Annotated in this window: 19 protein-coding genes; 14 read left to right on the top strand and 5 right to left on the bottom strand. The window is 61.2% G+C overall.

Translation table 11 applies throughout. The features are described 5' to 3' along the window. Window positions 1–27: 27 nt before the first annotated feature. Window positions 28–807, top strand: coding sequence for an exodeoxyribonuclease III (locus tag AACW30_RS02235; RefSeq protein WP_003195493.1), 780 nt, complete (start codon window positions 28–30; stop codon window positions 805–807). Between the two features lie 58 nt (window positions 808–865). On the opposite strand, the gene AACW30_RS02240 is transcribed toward AACW30_RS02235, so the two are convergent. Continuing rightward, window positions 866–1,234: a DUF4870 domain-containing protein gene (locus AACW30_RS02240; protein ID WP_200622567.1), complete on the bottom strand. Its 369-nt coding sequence runs from the start codon at window positions 1,232–1,234 to the stop codon at window positions 866–868. A gap of 22 nt (window positions 1,235–1,256) precedes the next feature. Further along, window positions 1,257–1,979 (bottom strand): ribonuclease PH, encoded by a 723-nt coding sequence (gene rph / locus AACW30_RS02245; RefSeq protein WP_106575860.1) that lies wholly within the window; start codon window positions 1,977–1,979, stop codon window positions 1,257–1,259. A 217-nt stretch (window positions 1,980–2,196) separates the two neighbouring features. On the opposite strand from rph, the gene AACW30_RS02250 reads away from it, so the two are divergent. The 7 genes from AACW30_RS02250 to AACW30_RS02280 all read left to right on the top strand — a co-directional run bounded on the left by AACW30_RS02250 (window position 2,197) and on the right by AACW30_RS02280 (window position 8,344). Continuing rightward, entirely contained in the window at window positions 2,197–3,060 is an 864-nt protein-coding gene (locus AACW30_RS02250; RefSeq protein ID WP_200622569.1) for a YicC/YloC family endoribonuclease, read from the top strand. A gap of 10 nt (window positions 3,061–3,070) precedes the next feature. After that, entirely contained in the window at window positions 3,071–3,691 is a 621-nt protein-coding gene (gmk, locus tag AACW30_RS02255) for a guanylate kinase (RefSeq protein WP_106575862.1), read from the top strand. 167 nt (window positions 3,692–3,858) lie between these two features. After that, complete coding sequence (gene rpoZ / locus AACW30_RS02260; RefSeq protein ID WP_003176920.1) at window positions 3,859–4,122, top strand: DNA-directed RNA polymerase subunit omega; 264 nt, start codon at window positions 3,859–3,861, stop codon at window positions 4,120–4,122. Window positions 4,123–4,182: 60 nt separating this feature from the next. Further along, the gene (spoT, locus tag AACW30_RS02265; RefSeq protein WP_083356111.1) at window positions 4,183–6,288 is read left to right on the top strand and encodes a bifunctional GTP diphosphokinase/guanosine-3',5'-bis pyrophosphate 3'-pyrophosphohydrolase; all 2,106 of its coding nucleotides are present in this window, start codon (window positions 4,183–4,185) and stop codon (window positions 6,286–6,288) included. Window positions 6,289–6,312: 24 nt separating this feature from the next. Then, a complete protein-coding gene (locus AACW30_RS02270; RefSeq protein ID WP_003176922.1) occupies window positions 6,313–6,693 on the top strand; it encodes a RidA family protein in 381 nt (126 codons plus the stop codon). Between the two features lie 56 nt (window positions 6,694–6,749). Then, window positions 6,750–7,493 (top strand): hypothetical protein, encoded by a 744-nt coding sequence (locus AACW30_RS02275; protein WP_200622571.1) that lies wholly within the window; start codon window positions 6,750–6,752, stop codon window positions 7,491–7,493. Window positions 7,494–7,570: 77 nt separating this feature from the next. After that, a complete protein-coding gene (locus AACW30_RS02280; RefSeq protein ID WP_200622573.1) occupies window positions 7,571–8,344 on the top strand; it encodes a hypothetical protein in 774 nt (257 codons plus the stop codon). On the opposite strand, the gene AACW30_RS02285 is transcribed toward AACW30_RS02280, so the two are convergent. Continuing rightward, a complete protein-coding gene (locus AACW30_RS02285; protein ID WP_200622575.1) occupies window positions 8,341–9,198 on the bottom strand; it encodes an SDR family oxidoreductase in 858 nt (285 codons plus the stop codon). The two genes, AACW30_RS02280 and AACW30_RS02285, sit on opposite strands and share 4 nt — an antisense overlap. A gap of 188 nt (window positions 9,199–9,386) precedes the next feature. On the opposite strand from AACW30_RS02285, the gene exbB reads away from it, so the two are divergent. The 6 genes from exbB (at window position 9,387) to AACW30_RS02315 (ending at window position 16,274) form a co-directional block, all read left to right on the top strand. Then, window positions 9,387–10,367, top strand: a complete 981-nt coding sequence (gene exbB, locus AACW30_RS02290; protein ID WP_200622592.1) for a tonB-system energizer ExbB — start codon at window positions 9,387–9,389, stop codon at window positions 10,365–10,367. Between the two features lie 6 nt (window positions 10,368–10,373). Then, the gene (gene exbD, locus AACW30_RS02295) at window positions 10,374–10,799 is read left to right on the top strand and encodes a TonB system transport protein ExbD (protein ID WP_003195519.1); all 426 of its coding nucleotides are present in this window, start codon (window positions 10,374–10,376) and stop codon (window positions 10,797–10,799) included. After that, window positions 10,796–11,545 carry an energy transducer TonB family protein gene (locus AACW30_RS02300; RefSeq protein ID WP_200622594.1) on the top strand — a complete coding sequence of 250 codons (750 nt, stop codon included), beginning with the start codon at window positions 10,796–10,798 and terminating at the stop codon, window positions 11,543–11,545. Before exbD ends, AACW30_RS02300 begins: the two co-directional genes overlap by 4 nt. A gap of 246 nt (window positions 11,546–11,791) precedes the next feature. Beyond that, a complete protein-coding gene (locus AACW30_RS02305; protein ID WP_015886540.1) occupies window positions 11,792–12,712 on the top strand; it encodes a hydrogen peroxide-inducible genes activator in 921 nt (306 codons plus the stop codon). 8 nt (window positions 12,713–12,720) lie between these two features. Next, window positions 12,721–14,796 carry an ATP-dependent DNA helicase RecG gene (recG, locus tag AACW30_RS02310; protein ID WP_119737210.1) on the top strand — a complete coding sequence of 692 codons (2,076 nt, stop codon included), beginning with the start codon at window positions 12,721–12,723 and terminating at the stop codon, window positions 14,794–14,796. Between the two features lie 77 nt (window positions 14,797–14,873). Further along, on the top strand, window positions 14,874–16,274 hold the full coding sequence (locus tag AACW30_RS02315; RefSeq protein WP_119737208.1) for an aminoacyl-tRNA deacylase and HDOD domain-containing protein: 1,401 nt from the start codon (window positions 14,874–14,876) through the stop codon (window positions 16,272–16,274). 135 nt (window positions 16,275–16,409) lie between these two features. Here the strand turns inward: AACW30_RS02315 and AACW30_RS02320 are convergent, their stop codons facing one another. Together AACW30_RS02320 and tagQ are read right to left on the bottom strand one after the other, a co-directional pair. Beyond that, entirely contained in the window at window positions 16,410–16,790 is a 381-nt protein-coding gene (locus AACW30_RS02320) for a helicase (RefSeq protein ID WP_119737206.1), read from the bottom strand. Between the two features lie 124 nt (window positions 16,791–16,914). Beyond that, entirely contained in the window at window positions 16,915–17,838 is a 924-nt protein-coding gene (tagQ, locus tag AACW30_RS02325) for a type VI secretion system-associated lipoprotein TagQ (RefSeq protein ID WP_106575871.1), read from the bottom strand. Between the last annotated feature and the right edge of the window lie 65 nt (window positions 17,839–17,903).

Here is a 17,903-nt window from a genome sequence, read left to right on the forward strand (position 1 = left end):
ACACGCACGCGATTTTTGGGGCCATTTATGCGGATCATCAGTGTGAACGTCAATGGTATTCAGGCTGCAGTCGAGCGTGGTTTGCTCAGTTGGCTGCAAGCACAGAATGCCGACGTCATCTGCCTGCAGGACACCCGCGCCTCCGCCTTTGAACTGGACGACCCAGCCTTCCAACTGGATGGCTACTTCCTTTATGCCTGCGATGCCGAAGTGCCCACCCAAGGTGGCGTGGCTTTGTACTCGCGGTTGCAACCCAAGGCGGTCATCAGCGGCCTCGGCTTCGAGACAGCCGACCGCTACGGGCGCTACCTGCAGGCCGATTTCGACAAGGTCAGCATCGCGACCTTGCTGCTCCCTTCGGGGCAGAACGGCGATGAAGACTTGAACCAGAAGTTCAAGCTAATGGACGATTTCGCCCGTTATCTGGATAAACAGCGACGCAAACGTCGCGAGTACATTTACTGTGGCTCGCTGTACGTGGCGCAACAGAAGCTGGATATCAAGAACTGGCGCGACAGCCAACAATCCCCGGGCTTCCTGGCGCCGGAACGTGCCTGGATGGACGAGATTGTCGGCAACATGGGCTATGTTGACGCCCTGCGCGAAGTCAGCCGCGAAGGCGACCAGTACAGCTGGTGGCCGGATAACGAACAGGCCGAGATGCTTAACCTGGGCTGGCGTTTCGACTACCAACTGCTGACCCCGGGGCTTCGCCGCTTTGTTCGCAGCGCACGCCTGCCGCGTCAGCCACGCTTCTCGCAGCACGCGCCGCTGATAGTGGACTACGACTGGACATTGACCATCTAAAGTCTTTTTCCAGGCACAAAAAAACCGACATCGCTGTCGGTTTTTTTGTGGGCGCTCATTATTTGACCAATCGCCAGGTAAAGGGATAGCGATAGGCAATCCCCTTGCTGGCTTTGATTGCGCCGATGATCGTCAGCACCACCGTGGCGATCGCCAGGGCAGTCATCAGGAAAAAACCAATCACCGCAAACGCCAGCACGATGCAAACCAGCCAGGCAATGGCCACGGTGATCTGGAAGTTCAAGGCCTCCTTGCCTTGATCATCAATGAACGGGTCCACTTCCTTCTTCATCTGCCACAGGATCAGCGGCCCGACGACACTGCCGAAGGGAAACACAAACCCCAGGAACGCCGAGAGGTGACACAACATTGCTCCCTGACGCGCTTCGTAAGGAGGCGTGGGTACAGGCAGTTGGTGGTCACTCATGGCGTTGCTCCTTGCGGCCGTTTCAGTCAGCCAGTGCGGCGTTCTGCAGTTCGAAGATTTCGGTCATGCCTTTCTGGGCCAGGGCCAGCATGGCGTTCAGGTCGGCCGGCTGGAATGGCGCGCCTTCGGCGGTGCCCTGCACTTCGATGAAACCACCGCTGCTGGTCATTACCACGTTCAGGTCAGTCTCGGCAGCCGAGTCTTCCAGATAGTCGAGATCCAGCACTGGCTCGCCCTGGTACATGCCCACCGATACGGCAGCGATCATCTGCTTGAGCGGGTCGCCGGCTTTCAGGCCGCCACGCTTCTTGATCACTTTCAGCGCATCAACCAAGGCCACCATGGCGCCGGTGATGGAGGCAGTGCGGGTGCCGCCGTCGGCCTGGATCACGTCGCAATCGACGTACAGGGTCACGTCGCCCAGCTTGGACATGTCCAGGGCTGCGCGCAGCGAACGGCCGATCAGGCGCTGGATTTCGAGGGTGCGGCCGCCTTGCTTGCCACGGCTGGCTTCACGCTGGTTACGCTCGCCGGTGGCGCGCGGCAGCATGCCGTACTCGGCGGTCAACCAACCCTGGCCCTGGCCCTTGAGGAAGCGCGGCACGCCGTTTTCGACGCTGACGGTGCAGATCACCTTGGTATCGCCAAACTCGACCAGTACAGATCCCTCGGCGTGTTTGGTGTAGTTGCGGGTGATGCGGATCGAGCGGAGCTGATCGGCAGCGCGACCACTTGGACGTTTCATAGGGGATACCTGTACGGAGGACGAAAAACTGCCGAGCATTATAGAGCCGCCAGCCGATTCGGGGCACTTCTAAAAAATTCGGTTACGAATGGCTGGCCTGGCGCCCATTGTTTGGGCGCGTTCGCCTCACTGCGCTACAATCCTGCGCCTTCGCAGCCTGTCGGCTTCAATTTACCCATCAGCCCGTATTTGCGGGACTGCATCGCGAGGTACCTCCATGGTGCACAGCATGACCGCCTTCGCCCGCGTCGAAAAAGCCGGCGCCCAAGGCACCCTGAGCTGGGAACTGCGCTCGGTCAACAGCCGTTACCTGGAGCCGCACCTGCGTCTGCCGGAATCCTTGCGCGACCTCGAAGGCGCCGTGCGTGAAGCGCTGCGCCAGGGTATTTCCCGCGGCAAGCTGGAATGCACCCTGCGTTTTACCGAAGTAACTACCGGCAAGCCGCTGCAGATCGACCGCGACCGCGCCGCGCAACTGGTCGCTGCCGCTGAAACCATCGCCGGCCTGATCAAGCAACCCGCCGCGCTGAACCCGCTGGAAGTGCTGGCCTGGCCCGGCGTACTGGTGGCCGACGCCACCGACCCGCAGGCCCTCAATGCCGAAGCCCTCGCCCTGTTCAATCAGGGCTTGAAGGAGCTTAAAGCCGGCCGCGAGCGTGAGGGCGCCGAACTGGCGCGCCTGATCAGCGACCGCCTGACCTCCATCGAAGAGGACGTGGTGACCCTGCGCGAACTGGTGCCGCAGATGCTCGCCACCCAGCGCCAGAAGGTTCTGGACCGTTTCACCGACATGAAGGCCGACCTCGACCCGACGCGCCTGGAACAGGAAATGGTGCTGCTGGCGCAGAAAAGTGACGTGGCCGAAGAGCTCGACCGCCTGAGCACCCACATCCTCGAGGTGCGCCGCGTGCTCAAGTCTGCCGGTGCCGCTGGTCGGCGCCTGGACTTCCTGATGCAGGAACTCAACCGCGAAGCCAATACACTGGGCTCCAAAGCGTTTGATCCGCGCAGCACCCAAGCTGCGGTCAACCTCAAAGTGTTGATCGAGCAGATGCGCGAACAAGTACAGAATATTGAGTAAGGCAACTTCCATGACCCACAGCACCGGCACCCTTTACATCATTTCCGCCCCTTCGGGCGCGGGCAAGAGCAGCCTGGTCAAGGCCTTGACCGACGCTGACGAGCAGATCCGCATCTCGGTCTCGCACACCACCCGCGCCATGCGTCCGGGTGAAGTGAACGGCGTGCACTACCACTTCGTCGAGCGCACCGAGTTCGTCAAGATGATCGAGCACGGCGACTTCCTGGAGCGCGCCGAAGTGTTCGGCAACCTCTACGGCACCTCACAAAGCCACCTGCAGCAGACCCTGGATGAAGGCCACGACCTGATCCTGGAAATCGACTGGCAGGGTGCCGAGCAAGTGCGCCAACTGATGCCGAAGGCGCGTTCGATCTTTATCCTGCCGCCGTCGCTCGAAGCCTTGCACCAGCGCCTGACCAACCGTGGCCAGGACAGTGACGAGATCATCGAAGGCCGCATGCGTGAAGCCGTCAGCGAAATGAGCCACTACGTCGACTACGACTACCTGATCATCAATGACGATTTCGCCAGCGCCCTGGACGATTTGAAGGCAATTTTCCGCGCCAATCAGCTCCAGCAGAAACGCCAACAGCAGCGTTTCGGCAAATTACTCGCCGAACTGCTTGGCTGATTGGTTCTTCCCAAAACCGCTGCAAGGGCTTTACATTGGCACTTGTAGCCGTTTTGCGAGGCCGCGGGAAAAATCAGCGCTTCCCTAAACGCTGGTGATTTTTTAAACTGTTCAGTCCGCTCGCCCAACCGGGCAGCGCGCATCTTGCATTCGCTCCGAGGAATACCATGGCCCGCGTAACCGTTGAAGACTGCCTAGAACACGTGGATAACCGCTTTGAGCTGGTCATGCTCTCTACCAAGCGTGCCCGTCAACTGGCCACTGGCGGCAAAGAGCCCCTGGTCCAGTGGGAAAACGACAAGCCTACCGTTGTAGCCCTGCGTGAAATCGCTGAAGGCCTGATGAGCTACGAGTTCATCGCCAACGCCGAAATCGTTGAAGACGAACCGCTGTTTGCAGCGTTCGAGGACGAGTCCAACGAGGCCGTCTAAGCCTATGCCTGGTCGACGTAGCACGGCGCGGGGTCACAGCCAACGGCAGGAGTTAATACTTTGCCGAGCATAGACGCCCTCGCCGATCGCTTATCGACCTACCTCGGCCCAGACCAGGTCAACCTGGTCCGCCGAGCGTATTTCTACGCCGAACAAGCCCACGACGGCCAACGCCGCCGCAGTGGTGAGGCGTATGTCACGCATCCTCTTGCCGTGGCCAATATTCTTGCCGACATGCACATGGACCATCAGAGCCTGATGGCTGCGATGCTGCATGACGTGATCGAAGACACCGGCATCGCCAAGGAAGCGCTCAGTGCGCAATTTGGCGAGACCGTTGCCGAACTGGTCGATGGGGTCAGCAAACTGACCCAGATGAACTTCGAAACCAAGGCCGAAGCCCAGGCGGAAAACTTCCAGAAGATGGCCATGGCCATGGCCCGAGACATTCGGGTAATCCTGGTGAAGCTGGCCGACCGGCTGCACAACATGCGCACGCTGGAAGTGCTGTCCGGCGAAAAACGCCGGCGCATCGCCAAGGAAACCCTGGAAATCTATGCGCCCATCGCCAACCGGCTGGGCATGCATGCCATTCGTATCGAATTCGAAGACCTCGGCTTCAAAGCCATGCACCCGATGCGTTCCGCGCGCATTTATCAGGCCGTCAAGCGCGCCCGGGGCAACCGCAAGGAAATCGTCAACAAGATCGAAGAGTCGCTGAGCCATTGCCTGGCGATCGACGAAATTGAAGGCGAAGTCAGCGGCCGGCAGAAACACATCTACGGCATCTACAAAAAAATGCGCGGCAAGCGTCGGGCCTTCAACGAGATCATGGACGTGTACGCGTTCCGGATCATCGTCGACAAGGTCGATACCTGCTACCGCGTGCTGGGTGCTGTACATAATTTGTATAAACCCCTGCCAGGCCGCTTCAAGGATTACATCGCGATTCCCAAGGCAAACGGCTATCAGTCGCTGCACACCACGTTGTTTGGTATGCACGGGGTACCGATCGAGATCCAGATCCGTACCCGTGAAATGGAAGAGATGGCCAACAACGGCATCGCCGCGCATTGGCTGTACAAGTCCAGCGGCGACGAACAGCCTAAAGGCACGCATGCCCGCGCCCGCCAGTGGGTCAAAGGCGTGCTGGAAATGCAGCAACGAGCCGGCAACTCCCTGGAATTTATCGAAAGTGTGAAGATCGACCTGTTCCCGGACGAGGTCTACGTCTTCACGCCCAAAGGCCGGATCATGGAGCTGCCCAAAGGCTCCACAGCGGTCGACTTTGCCTACGCGGTACACACCGACGTGGGCAACAGCTGTATTGCCTGCCGGATCAATCGACGCCTCGCGCCGCTGTCCGAGCCGCTGCAAAGCGGCTCCACGGTCGAGATCGTCAGCGCACCCGGCGCGCGCCCGAACCCGGCCTGGCTCAACTTCGTGGTCACCGGAAAAGCGCGCACACACATTCGCCACGCGCTCAAATTGCAACGCCGCTCCGAATCCATCAGCCTCGGCGAACGCCTGCTGAACAAGGTGCTCAATGGTTTCGACAGCGCCCTGGAGAAGATCCCGGCCGAGCGCGTGCAAGCGATGCTCCACGAGTATCGTCAGGAAACCATCGAAGACCTGCTGGAAGACATCGGCCTGGGTAACCGCATGGCGTATGTGGTCGCCCGTCGCCTGCTCGGCGAAGGCGAACAGCTGCCAAGCCCCGAAGGCCCGCTGGCGATTCGCGGCACGGAAGGCCTGGTGCTCAGCTACGCCAAATGTTGCACGCCGATCCCGGGCGACCCGATTGTCGGCCACTTGTCGGCTGGTAAAGGCATGGTCGTGCACTTGGACAACTGCCGCAACATTACTGAAATCCGTCACAACCCCGAGAAATGCATCCAGCTCTCGTGGGCCAAGGACGTCACCGGCGAATTCAACGTCGAGCTGCGCGTTGAGCTGGAGCACCAGCGCGGCCTGATCGCCCTGCTGGCCAGCAGCGTCAACGCAGCCGACGGCAATATCGAGAAAATCAGCATGGATGAGCGCGATGGCCGCATCAGCGTGGTCCAGCTGGTGGTCAGCGTGCACGACCGCGTGCACCTGGCCCGCGTGATCAAGAAACTGCGCGCCCTGACCGGGGTGATTCGCATCACCCGCATGCGCGCATAGCCGATCTCTTACAAGGAGTCACTCATGACCAAGACTGTTATCACCAGCGACAAAGCCCCTGCCGCCATTGGCACTTACTCCCAGGCGATCAAGGCGGGCAACACCGTCTACATGTCCGGCCAGATTCCACTGGACCCAAAGACCATGGAGCTGGTTGAAGGCTTTGAAGCACAAACCGTCCAGGTCTTCGAAAACCTCAAGTCGGTGGCCGAAGCCGCTGGCGGCTCGTTCAAAGACATCGTCAAGCTGAACATCTTCCTCACTGACCTGAGCCACTTCGCCAAGGTCAACGAGATCATGGGCAAGTACTTCGAACAGCCGTACCCAGCCCGCGCCGCTATCGGCGTTGCCGCCCTGCCAAAGGGCGCACAGGTCGAGATGGACGCGATTCTGGTCATCGAGTAAAACACCCGGCGCAGCCTCCACAGGCCGCGCCGACTTCGTTTCAGAAGGATTTCGTGATGCGCAAAGCGCTTGTAGCCTCTTCGTTGCTCGCCTTGTTGCTCGGCGGCTGCGCCAGCAACCCCGCCGACCTGGATGTGAGCGGCACCTGGATCAACCAGGCCGCCATCAACGCGGCAGCCAAGGGCGGCCCTTTGCGTGAAGCGCTGCAAGCCTATGGTCCGAACCTCGAATGGGAGGTCAACACCAAGGCTTCGCAGGCGCGTTACTACAACGGTTTTGAAGTCGCCGAAGGCAAGCTGCTCAGTGAGAAACCCGGCGCCTGGAGCGTCGATTTCTACGGCAGCTCCGCCACCGAACTCAAGCGCAAAGGCAAACAACTGCTGCAAGTGGCCAACGACAATGAGCCTGAGCAGCTGTTCGCCCGTGCCAATGACCCAGCCCCCGAAGGCGCGCCACTGGGCGCCAACTTCGAGCGCGCCCTGTATGCCGCCTATATGGGTGGCGACTGGAAGATCACCGACGGGAACGGCGACGGCGCCACGGTGCAGTTCCAGGCCGACGGCAAAGTCGCCGGTTTGCCCGGTGTCGATCGGTACTCGCTGTGCCTGGCGGGTGACTGCGCCTCAATGAGCGGCGGCTACGACAGTATCTGGCTGCAACTCAACGGCCAGGGCAACCCGTGGATCTTCGCGCGCAAAGGCAAGCAGCTGGAAATCTTCCAGGCCGTGAACACTGCGCAGGCGGATGAAGTGCCTTCGTTTACGCCGGGGCCACGGCAGTGGTTGTTGGAAAAACAGTGATACAGAACAAAGGAGCCTACCGGCTCCTTTTTCTTTAGTCTGCGCCATGGTTTTTTCACCAGCAGACGGACCACTCCATGCACACGCTACTCCTCATCAGCTTGATCCTGCTGGGCGGCTGCACACACCTGCAGCAGCAAACCGCGGACATCAGCGGGCTATGGATCAACCAGGCCGCTATCGATACCGCCGCCCAGGGGCGGCCGCTGCTTAAAGCCCTGGACGCCAACGGCATGAACCTGGAATGGAACATCGACACCCGTACCGGCAAAGCGCAATTCAGCACTGCGTTCGAGGAGGGCGAAGGCCAACTGCTGCAGGAGGCGCCTGGCATTTGGTCGGTGGATTACAACGGCCATGGCAGCGACGAATTGCAATTGAACGGCGAGCAACTGGTCCAACAGACCGGCAAGATTTACGCAGGGCAGACGTTCAGCCGCCCCACCCAACCCGCTGCCGCAGGTGCCAAGTGGGGCACGGCGTTCAGGCAAGCCCTGAACTCAGCCTACATGGGCGGTCAGTGGAAAATTATTGAAGGCCAAGGCACAGGCAACCTTGTGAGGTTCAGCGCCGATGGCAGCCTGTCCGGCCTGGGCAACAATGACCGTTATGAACTGTGCCTGGGAGGCGACTGCGCCACTCAAGGTGCCGGCAATGACGTCGTCTATCTGGGCAAAGGAGCGGTCGGCGACGGCTGGATTTTCGTGCGCTACGGCAAACAGTTGGAAATTCTGCAGGCGATCAACCTTTCCCAGCCAGACGAAATCCCCCAGCTCAGCCCCGGGCCACGCCAATGGCTGCTGGAAAGCAGTAACAAAAAAGGAGCCTCACGGCTCCTTCTTCACATCTAGCACTTACCTTCAAGGATCACCGCGTACCCTTCGCGATAAGTCGGGTAGGTCGGCACCCAGCCCAACGCCTTGGCTCGGGCATTGCTGCATTGCTTGCTGCCGGCGCGGCGCACACTGGCGTCGTCAGCCCATTCGGTCACGCCCAGATAGTCGCGCAACCAACTCACCACTTCTGCCAAGGGCGCGGGCGCATCGTCAACGCCGATGTAAATGCTGTCCAGCGAACCGCCCTGCTCCACATGCCGCAGCAGGAAGGCCAGCAATCCGGCAGCGTCATCCGCGTGAATCCGGTTGCCATATAAAGGGGGATCAACCGCCACGCGATAGCCTTGGCGCACTTGGGTCAGCAGCCATTCACGGCCGGGCCCATAGATACCGGTCAACCGCACGATGCTCGCAGGAATACCGCTATTGAGCGCCACTTGCTCAGCTTCCAGCATTACCTGGCCGGAATACCCTTTCGCTTGAGTGTCGGACGTTTCGTCGACCCACTCACCCTTCTGCTGGCCATACACACTGCTGCTCGACACAAACAGCAAATGCTTGGGCTCCTGGCCGTAGTCGTTCAGCCACTCCAACACATGCTGCAGCCCTTGCACGTAGGCCGCACGATAGCCGGCCTCATCGTGGTCGGTCGCAGCGGCGCAATACACCAGATAATCCACTGCGCCGATCGGCCAGGTGTCAGGGCAATCCTTTTTGAACAGGTCACCGGCGATGCCGATGACACCCTCTGGCAGGCGTGAAATATCACGTCGCAGGCCATGAACCTCCCATTCCGAGGCCAGCAATTGGCTAGCCAGCCGACTACCCACATCGCCGCAACCGGCAATCACAACAGAAGGCGCAGACATCACAAAACTCCATTCTTAAAGGCGCAGATTAGCCGCCGAAGATGACCAGCGGCCAGCAAAACGACAAATTAAGTAACTGTATTACTTTTGTTAACAAGAATTACTTGCAATAATAACCGCCCATTTGTCCTCGACCCATCAGGGTCTGGCAGGACGATCACTCATTTTTTCTCTCAGGTCCGGCCAGCATGACACGTAATACAAACCCCGCTTCGCCAACCAAGCCTCTCAGCCCATCTCGCGCCTGGCGTGCGATTGCTGCGCTGCTGTTCAGCGTTCTGCTGGCACCGACCGCCGCTTTCGCTGACGCCACCGCCCCAGCTACTCCGGCCGCGGCCCAGCAGAACGCAACCACGCCGCCAGCCCCTGCCGCAGCACCTGTGGCCACCGACCCGGCCCAGGCCGCAGCCCCTGCGCCTGCCGACGACTCCGGTGTTGTCCTGGAAGAAGACAACAGCCTGGGCATGGCCCATGACCTGTCCCCGTGGGGCATGTACCAGAACGCTGACGTGGTGGTAAAAGCCGTCATGATCGGCCTGGCCATCGCCTCGATCATTACCTGGACCATCTGGATCGCCAAGGGCTTCGAGCTGCTGGGCGCCAAGCGTCGTCTGCGTACTGAAATCGTCCACCTGAAAAAAGCCACTACCCTCAAGGAAGCCAGCGACACCGCTACCAAGAAGGGCACCCTGGCCAACCTGCTGGTCCACGACGCGCTCGAAGAAATGCGCTTGTCGGTCAACACCCGCGAAAAAGAAGGCATCAAGGAACGCGTCAGCTTCCGCCTCGAGCGCCTGGTGGCGGCCTGCGGTCGTAACATGAGCAGCGGCACCGGCGTGCTCGCCACTATCGGTTCCACCGCACCGTTCGTGGGTCTGTTCGGTACCGTGTGGGGCATCATGAACAGTTTCATCGGCATCGCCAAAACCCAAACCACCAACCTCGCCGTCGTTGCCCCAGGCATCGCCGAAGCCCTTCTGGCAACCGCACTGGGTCTGGTTGCCGCGATTCCTGCGGTGGTGATCTACAACGTCTTCGCCCGTTCCATTGCCGGCTACAAGGCTCAGGTATCGGACGCGTCGGCAGAAGTCCTGCTGCTGGTCAGCCGCGACCTCGATCACGCCCCTACCGAGCGCAGCTCGCAACCGCACATGGTGAAAGTGGGGTAATCGGCCATGGGCCTGCATTTGAATCAAGGCGACGATGAACTCGTCGAGAACCACGAAATCAACGTCACGCCGTTTATTGACGTGATGCTGGTGCTGCTGATCATCTTCATGGTGGCGGCACCGTTGGCCACCGTGGACATCAAGGTCGATCTGCCGGCCTCCAGCGCCAAGCCTGCGCCGCGTCCAGAGAAGCCGATCTTCCTCAGCGTCAAGGCGGACCAACGCCTGTTCCTGGGCGAAGAAGAAGTCAAAGCTGAAACCCTGGGCCCGGTGCTCGACGCCAAGACCCAAGGCAAGAAAGACACGACGATCTTCTTCCAGGCCGACAAGGGCGTGGACTACGGCGACCTGATGAGCGTGATGGATGCCCTGCGGGCAGCCGGCTACCTCAAGGTCGGCCTGGTCGGACTTGAGACGGCAGCCAAGAAATGATCACGACGCGCCACAAACTGACGCGTTATGGCACCAGCCTCGCCGTCGTGCTGGGCGTGCATGCCGTCGCGATCATCATCGCGCTTCAATGGTCCGCGCCGCATCCGGTGACGCTGCCACCGGCCGCCATGGTCATCGACCTGGCGCCGATGCCGGCACCACCGCCTCCCGCGCCGCCCAAGGTGGTCACGCCACCACAGCCGCCGGCGCCGGTGGAAGAGCTGCCTTTGCCGAAACTGGCCGAGGCGCCCAAGCCAACGATCCAGGTGCCCAAGCCGGTCAAGCCCAAGCCCAAACCCCAGCCGCCCAAGCCAGTGGAGAAAAAGCCCGAGCCGCCCAAGGAGAAACCGTCCGAAGAGCCGCCGAGCGAAACCCCACCGACCAATGCGCCGGCGGAAAAATCCGCTCAACCCGTGCCCGGCCCGTCGCCAGCCCAGGTAGCAGCGAAAGCGTCCTGGGAAGGCACCCTGCTGGCGCACTTGCAGAAGTACAAGAAGTACCCGCCAGGCGCTCAACAGCGTGGCAAAGAGGGGCTTAACCGCCTGCGCTTCGTGGTCGATGCCGACGGCAATGTGTTGTCTTACGAGTTGGTGGGCCGTTCCGGCAACGCCGACCTGGACCGCGCGACCCTGGACATGATTCGTCGTGCCCAGCCATTGCCCAAGCCACCGGCCGACATGTTGAAAGGCGGCAGCGTCGAGATCGTCGCGCCGTTTGTTTACAACATCGAGAAGCGTCGCCGCTAAGGATTGCGAAGCAGGCCAATGCGGGAGCGAGCTTGCTCGCGAAAGCGCAGTGTCAGTCGATACATTCTTCACTGACACCGCGCATTCGCGAGCCAGTGCGCTCCCACATTTTGTTTGTTGACGCTAAAAATCCATTTTTCAGTTAAATCCGAGCCACTCCCCGCTCAATCCCCAGCAAAGTTCTGATAACGTGCGTCTATCGATTGCAGCCGGTATGCTTGGCTCGCAACCTCATGGACGCCCGCTATGACTCTTACAGAATTACGCTACATCGTGACCCTCGCCCAAGAGCAGCACTTCGGCCACGCGGCCGAGCGTTGCCATGTCAGCCAGCCGACGCTGTCGGTGGGTGTGAAAAAGCTTGAAGACGAACTCGGTGTGCTGATTTTCGAGCGCAGCAAGAGCGCCGTGCGCCTCACGCCAGTGGGCGAAGGCATTGTCGCCCAGGCCCAAAAGGTGCTGGAACAAGCCCAAAGCATTCGCGAGCTGGCCCAGGCCGGCAAGAACCAGCTGACTGCACCGCTCAAAGTCGGCGCCATCTACACCGTTGGCCCGTACCTGTTCCCGCATTTGATTCCGCAACTGCACCGCGTCGCGCCGCAGATGCCGCTGTATATCGAAGAAAACTTCACCCACGTGCTGCGCGACAAACTGCGCAACGGTGAACTGGACGCGATCATCATCGCCCTGCCGTTCAACGAAGCGGACGTGTTGACCTTGCCGCTCTACGACGAGCCGTTCTACGTGTTGATGCCGGCCTCCCACCCGTGGACGCAAAAAGACACCATCGACGCCGGCCTGCTCAACGACAAGAGCCTGTTGCTGCTCGGCGAAGGCCACTGCTTCCGCGACCAGGTACTCGAAGCCTGCCCGACCCTGACCAAGGGCAACGACGGCGCCAAGCACACCACCGTGGAATCCAGCTCGCTGGAAACCATCCGCCATATGGTCGCGTCCGGCCTGGGTATTTCGATCTTGCCGCTGTCGGCAGTGGACAGTCATCACTACGCCCCCGGCGTAATCGAAGTGCGCCCGCTCACGCCGCCGGTGCCATTCCGGACCGTGGCGATCGCCTGGCGCGCCAGCTTCCCACGCCCGAAAGCCATTGAGATCCTCGCCGACTCGATCCGTTTGTGCTCGGTGGCCAAGCCGCCTGCTGCGAGCTAAGCAAGGGTATGACTGAGCTGTCGCACGTGTCGGTCACCGCACTCAAGGGTGTTGGTGAAGCCATGGCCGAGAAGTTGGCCAAGGTCGGCCTGGAGAACCTCCAGGACGTGCTGTTCCACTTGCCCCTGCGCTATCAGGACCGCACGCGCGTCGTGCCCATCGGCCATTTGCGCCCAGGACAGGACGCGGTGGTCGAAGGCACCGTCAGTGGCGCGGATGTGGTGATGGGCAAGCGCCGCAGTCTGGTCGTACGCCTGCAGGACGGCACCGGTGGCCTCAGCCTGCGCTTCTACCATTTCAGCAACGCCCAGAAGGAAGGCCTCAAGCGCGGCACCCGCGTGCGCTGCTACGGCGAGGCACGGCCTGGCGCGTCGGGCCTGGAAATCTACCACCCCGAATACCGCGCCATTACCGGCGACGAGCCGCCGCCGGTGGATACCACCCTCACGCCGATCTACCCGCTGACCGAAGGCCTGACCCAACAACGCCTGCGCCAACTGTGCATGCAGACCCTGACGATGCTCGGCCCCAAAAGCCTGCCCGACTGGCTGCCGGTGGAACTGGCCCGCGACTACCAACTGGCGCCGCTGGACGATGCCATCCGCTATCTGCACCACCCGCCCGCCGATGCCGATGTCGACGAACTGGCCCTGGGTCATCACTGGGCGCAACATCGCCTGGCCTTTGAAGAGCTGCTGACTCACCAGTTGTCCCAGCAGCGCCTGCGCGAAAGCATGCGCTCCCTGCGCGCGCCCGCAATGCCCAAGGCCACGCGCCTGCCTGCGCAATACCTGGCGAACCTGGGCTTCGCGCCAACCGGCGCCCAGCAACGGGTTGGCAATGAAATCGCCTACGACCTCAGCCAGAAAGAACCAATGCTGCGCCTGATCCAGGGTGACGTGGGCGCTGGCAAGACCGTGGTCGCCGCCCTCGCCGCCTTGCAGGCACTGGAAGCCGGTTACCAAGTGGCGCTGATGGCGCCCACCGAGATTCTCGCCGAGCAGCACTTCATCACCTTCAAGCGCTGGCTCGAACCACTGGGTCTGGAAGTGGCGTGGCTGGCCGGCAAACTAAAGGGCAAGGTGCGCGCGGCGGCGCTGGAACAGATCGCCAATGGCGCACCGATGGTGGTGGGTACCCATGCGCTGTTCCAGGACGAAGTGAAATTCAAGAACCTCGCGCTGGTGATCATCGACGAACAGCACCGCTTCGGCGTGCAGCAGCGCCTGGCCCTGCGCCAAAAAGGCGTGGGCGGGCGCATGAGCCCGCACCAGTTGATCATGACCGCGACACCGATCCCACGCACCCTGGCCATGAGCGCCTACGCCGACCTCGACACCTCGATCCTCGACGAACTGCCGCCCGGCCGTACTCCGGTCAACACCGTGCTGGTCACCGACACCCGTCGCGTGGAAGTGATCGAGCGCGTGCGCGGTGCCTGCGCCGAAGGCCGTCAGGCGTACTGGGTGTGCACGCTGATCGAAGAGTCCGAGGAGCTGACGTGCCAGGCCGCCGAAACCACCTATGAAGACCTCACCAGTGCCTTGGGCGAACTCAAGGTCGGTCTGATCCACGGCCGCATGAAGCCTGCGGAAAAAGCTGCGGTAATGGCCGAGTTCAAAGCGGGCAACCTCCAATTGCTGGTGGCCACCACGGTGATCGAAGTGGGTGTGGACGTGCCCAATGCCAGCTTGATGATCATCGAAAACCCCGAGCGCCTGGGCCTGGCCCAATTGCACCAATTACGGGGTCGCGTCGGCCGGGGCAGCGCTGCCAGCCATTGCGTGCTGCTCTACCATCCACCGTTGTCACAGATCGGTCGTCAGCGCCTGGGCATCATGCGCGAAACCAACGACGGCTTTGTCATCGCCGAAAAAGACCTCGAGCTGCGCGGCCCCGGTGAAATGCTCGGCACCCGCCAGACTGGCCTGCTGCAATTCAAGGTCGCCGACCTGATGCGCGACGCTGACCTGCTGCCGGCCGTGCGTGATGCGGCGCAAGCGCTGCTCGAGCGCTGGCCGGATCACGTCAGCCCGTTGCTCGATCGCTGGCTACGGCATGGGCAGCAATACGGCCAAGTGTGACGCCTGACTCACTTATCCAACCAACAGTTGTATCAAGCTGGTTATACTTCGGTGACTGTAAGAAATTGGATCAGGCCATGTCAGAAGTAGCCCTCGCCACAGCCCCACTGACCGCCCCGCCGGTCATTCGGGCTCTGCTCGCAAAGCTCGCCATTCCTTATACGGAAGTCGCCGAACAGGCTGGCCTGAATCCCGCGCAAAAGGTCCAGGCGGTCTTGCTGGAAGATGCCGTTGGCGCCCTCATGGTGCTGTTCCCGCAGAGCCAATTGCTCGACCTCAACCGACTCGCCGAACTCACCGGTCGCCGCCTTACCGCGGTATCGCCGGATCGCATCGAGCGCATGTTGGCCAAGCATGAGTTGAGCCTGCTGCCCGGCCTGCCGGCCCTGACCAGTTCGCCCTGCCTGTACGAAGGCAGCCTGCTGAGCGAACCGAGCCTGCTGGTGCATTCAGGCGAAGCCGGGCTGCTGCTGGAAATTGCCAGCAGCGACTTCAAGACCATGCTCACCAAAGCCAGCGCCGGGCAGTTCGGCGAGCCGTTGAGCAACATTCGCCCGAACCTCGACCGCCCCAATGATGACCGCGAGGAAATCACCCAGGCGATGCAGGCGTTCACCGCCCGCCGCATCCAGCAACGCCTGGAAGCGACCATCGAAATTCCACCGCTGGCCGATACCGCGCAAAAGATCATCAAGCTGCGCGTCGACCCCAACGCCACCATCGATGACATCACTGGCGTAGTGGAAACCGACCCCGCCCTGGCCGCCCAAGTGGTGAGCTGGGCCGCGTCGCCGTACTACGCCTCGCCAGGCAAAATTCGTTCAGTTGAAGACGCCATCGTGCGCGTACTGGGCTTTGATCTGGTGATCAACCTGGCGTTGGGCCTGGCCCTGGGTAAAACCTTGAGCCTGCCCAAAGACCATCCGCATCAGTCCACGCCGTACTGGCACCAGTCGATCTACACCGCCGCCGTGATCGAAGGCCTGACCCGCGCCATGCCACGCGCCCAGCGCCCGGAAGCCGGCCTGACCTACCTCGCCGGCCTGCTGCATAACTTCGGTTATCTGCTGCTGGCCCACGTGTTTCCCCCGCACTTCTCGCTGATCTGCCGTCACTTGGAGGTCAACCCGCACCTGTGCCACAGCTATGTCGAGCAACACTTGCTGGGCATCAGCCGCGAGCAGATCGGTGCCTGGCTGATGCGCTACTGGGACATGCCGGACGAACTGTCCACCGCCCTGCGCTTCCAGCACGACCCGACCTACGACGGGCAATATGCCGAATACCCGAACCTGGTGTGCCTGGCGGTGCGCTTGTTGCGCAGCCGTGGCATTGGCTCCGGGCCGGATGAGGCGATTCCGGATGCACTGCTTGAGCGTTTGGGCTTGAGCCGTGACAAGGCCGAGGAAGTGGTCGGCAAAGTACTGGATGCCGAGGTGCTGTTGCGTGAACTGGCATCCCAGTTCAGCCAGGGCTGACGCTGTCGCCTGATAAACCGCTATCGCAGGCAAGCCAGCTCCCACAGTTGACCGAGTTCCAACCCTGGAATGCAGTCAACTGTGGGAGCTGGCTTGCCTGCGATGAATTCAACTCGGTACCCCTGAAGAAACCCTTCAGGCCTTCTTCTTTTTCTTCGGCTTCAAATACTTGGTCAGCCCCTGGAACCAGATCACCAGCGCCGGGTTGCCCTTGATCTGAATCGACTTGTCCTGAATCCCTGTCATGAACGCCAGTTGCTTGTTCTTCGCCTGCATCGTGGCGAAGCCGTAGGCGGCATCTTTGAAGGCGATAGCAAACGCAGGTTGCGGGTGAACCCCTGAGCGGCTGGTGATGCGCTGGTCTTTGACGATGAAGTGACGGGCAACCTTGCCGTCGAGGGTCTGCAACTGGAACGCCAGGTCTTTGTCACCCAGCTGTTGCTGGAAAGCAGGATTGGTGCGGCTGGCTTTGCCCATCATCAGGCCAAGCACCCACAGCAGAAGACGAAATTTCATGCACACGGCCTCGGTATCATTATTAAGTGGCCGCAGCAGTGTAACGATTTGTTGGAGGAACGCCACCGATCTCGCGCTTTAGCGGGAGATCGGCTGGCGTTTAACGCTTATAGCAACATGTTACTTAAACGTTAGGGCAAGGCACCGGCGCCCAGTCGGCCAGGTTTGGATCGCGGCAAGTGCCTTCGATCTGCGCCTTGCCAGCGCTGGCGACCTGCTTGCTTTCAGCTTGCTTGGTCTGCGCGGTCTGGATGGTTTTTTCGGTGGCGACCGCTTCTTTCGGCACGGTCGGCAGCGCTGCTTTTTTCGCCGGCTTGACGGCTTTTTTGCCTTTGGCCGGCGTCACCACCGGCGTGGTATCAGCGGTGGCCACGGTCACGACGTCGGCACGCTGCACACCCACTTGTTGCAGGTCTTGCTCGTACGCCTGGGTGTAGTTGTTCAGGTCTTCGCTGGCTTTGCCGTTGACCGCGACAATCAGGTCATTGGACTCCTTGAGGCCGGAAACGATTTCCGCCAGGCGCTTGCGGCCTTCGGTGTCGTTGACGGTCTTGGCTTTACGGTCAGCCACCAGCTTGGTGAATGCGCTCTGGTAGCACTGCTGGGACGCCTTGGCGTATGCGGTGCTGCGGTCGATGTCGGAAGCGCTTTTGTTGACGTCAGCCGCGTAGGACGCAATGCGCTGGTTGTCATCGCTGATCTGCTTCTGACGCTCGGTGTAGTAACCCGCCGCGCCACCCGCCAGGGCGCCGCCCGCGGCGCCGATGGCAGCGTTACGGCCGCGCTTGTCGGAGTCGCCGGTCAGCGCGCCCAGCAGAGCACCGCCGGCAGCGCCGATGGCCGCACCGGTGACAACCGACTTGGTCATGTCCGAGTCGGTCGCGCGCAAGTGCTGCACCGGCTCGTAGCAGTTCGGGTAGTACTCGACCTTGGTGCTCGACGCGACCTTGGACGCCGGCGACGTGGCGCAGCCAGTCAACACGGTGCTGAAACCAGCCGCGATCAGCAGCAAGTGACGCTTGGAAACCGCCTTACGGGAAAAAAGCATAGGTGTGTTCTCTGTTAAGTTTGACTTGCCCAGCACGGCCCACCGCCGCCTGAGTCCCTTCCAAG

Source organism: Pseudomonas sp. MF6747 (assembly GCF_963890955.1).
In the GTDB taxonomy this organism is placed as follows: domain Bacteria; phylum Pseudomonadota; class Gammaproteobacteria; order Pseudomonadales; family Pseudomonadaceae; genus Aquipseudomonas.

Bases quoted from the DNA above. Each gene is read 5' to 3' on its own strand.
- AACW30_RS02285 (WP_200622575.1), bottom strand. From the start codon at position 9,198: ATGTCTGCGCCTTCTGTTGTGATTGCCGGTTGCGGCGATGTGGGTAGT.
- tagQ (WP_106575871.1), bottom strand. From the start codon at position 17,838: ATGCTTTTTTCCCGTAAGGCGGTTTCCAAGCGTCACTTGCTGCTGATC.
- exbB (WP_200622592.1), top strand. From the start codon at position 9,387: ATGACACGTAATACAAACCCCGCTTCGCCAACCAAGCCTCTCAGCCCA.
- exbD (WP_003195519.1), top strand. From the start codon at position 10,374: ATGGGCCTGCATTTGAATCAAGGCGACGATGAACTCGTCGAGAACCAC.
- AACW30_RS02275 (WP_200622571.1), top strand. From the start codon at position 6,750: ATGCGCAAAGCGCTTGTAGCCTCTTCGTTGCTCGCCTTGTTGCTCGGC.
- gmk (WP_106575862.1), top strand. From the start codon at position 3,071: ATGACCCACAGCACCGGCACCCTTTACATCATTTCCGCCCCTTCGGGC.
- AACW30_RS02270 (WP_003176922.1), top strand. From the start codon at position 6,313: ATGACCAAGACTGTTATCACCAGCGACAAAGCCCCTGCCGCCATTGGC.
- AACW30_RS02300 (WP_200622594.1), top strand. From the start codon at position 10,796: ATGATCACGACGCGCCACAAACTGACGCGTTATGGCACCAGCCTCGCC.
- AACW30_RS02315 (WP_119737208.1), top strand. From the start codon at position 14,874: ATGTCAGAAGTAGCCCTCGCCACAGCCCCACTGACCGCCCCGCCGGTC.
- rph (WP_106575860.1), bottom strand. From the start codon at position 1,979: ATGAAACGTCCAAGTGGTCGCGCTGCCGATCAGCTCCGCTCGATCCGC.
- AACW30_RS02320 (WP_119737206.1), bottom strand. From the start codon at position 16,790: ATGAAATTTCGTCTTCTGCTGTGGGTGCTTGGCCTGATGATGGGCAAA.
- AACW30_RS02250 (WP_200622569.1), top strand. From the start codon at position 2,197: ATGGTGCACAGCATGACCGCCTTCGCCCGCGTCGAAAAAGCCGGCGCC.
- AACW30_RS02305 (WP_015886540.1), top strand. From the start codon at position 11,792: ATGACTCTTACAGAATTACGCTACATCGTGACCCTCGCCCAAGAGCAG.
- AACW30_RS02240 (WP_200622567.1), bottom strand. From the start codon at position 1,234: ATGAGTGACCACCAACTGCCTGTACCCACGCCTCCTTACGAAGCGCGT.
- recG (WP_119737210.1), top strand. From the start codon at position 12,721: ATGACTGAGCTGTCGCACGTGTCGGTCACCGCACTCAAGGGTGTTGGT.
- AACW30_RS02280 (WP_200622573.1), top strand. From the start codon at position 7,571: ATGCACACGCTACTCCTCATCAGCTTGATCCTGCTGGGCGGCTGCACA.
- rpoZ (WP_003176920.1), top strand. From the start codon at position 3,859: ATGGCCCGCGTAACCGTTGAAGACTGCCTAGAACACGTGGATAACCGC.
- AACW30_RS02235 (WP_003195493.1), top strand. From the start codon at position 28: ATGCGGATCATCAGTGTGAACGTCAATGGTATTCAGGCTGCAGTCGAG.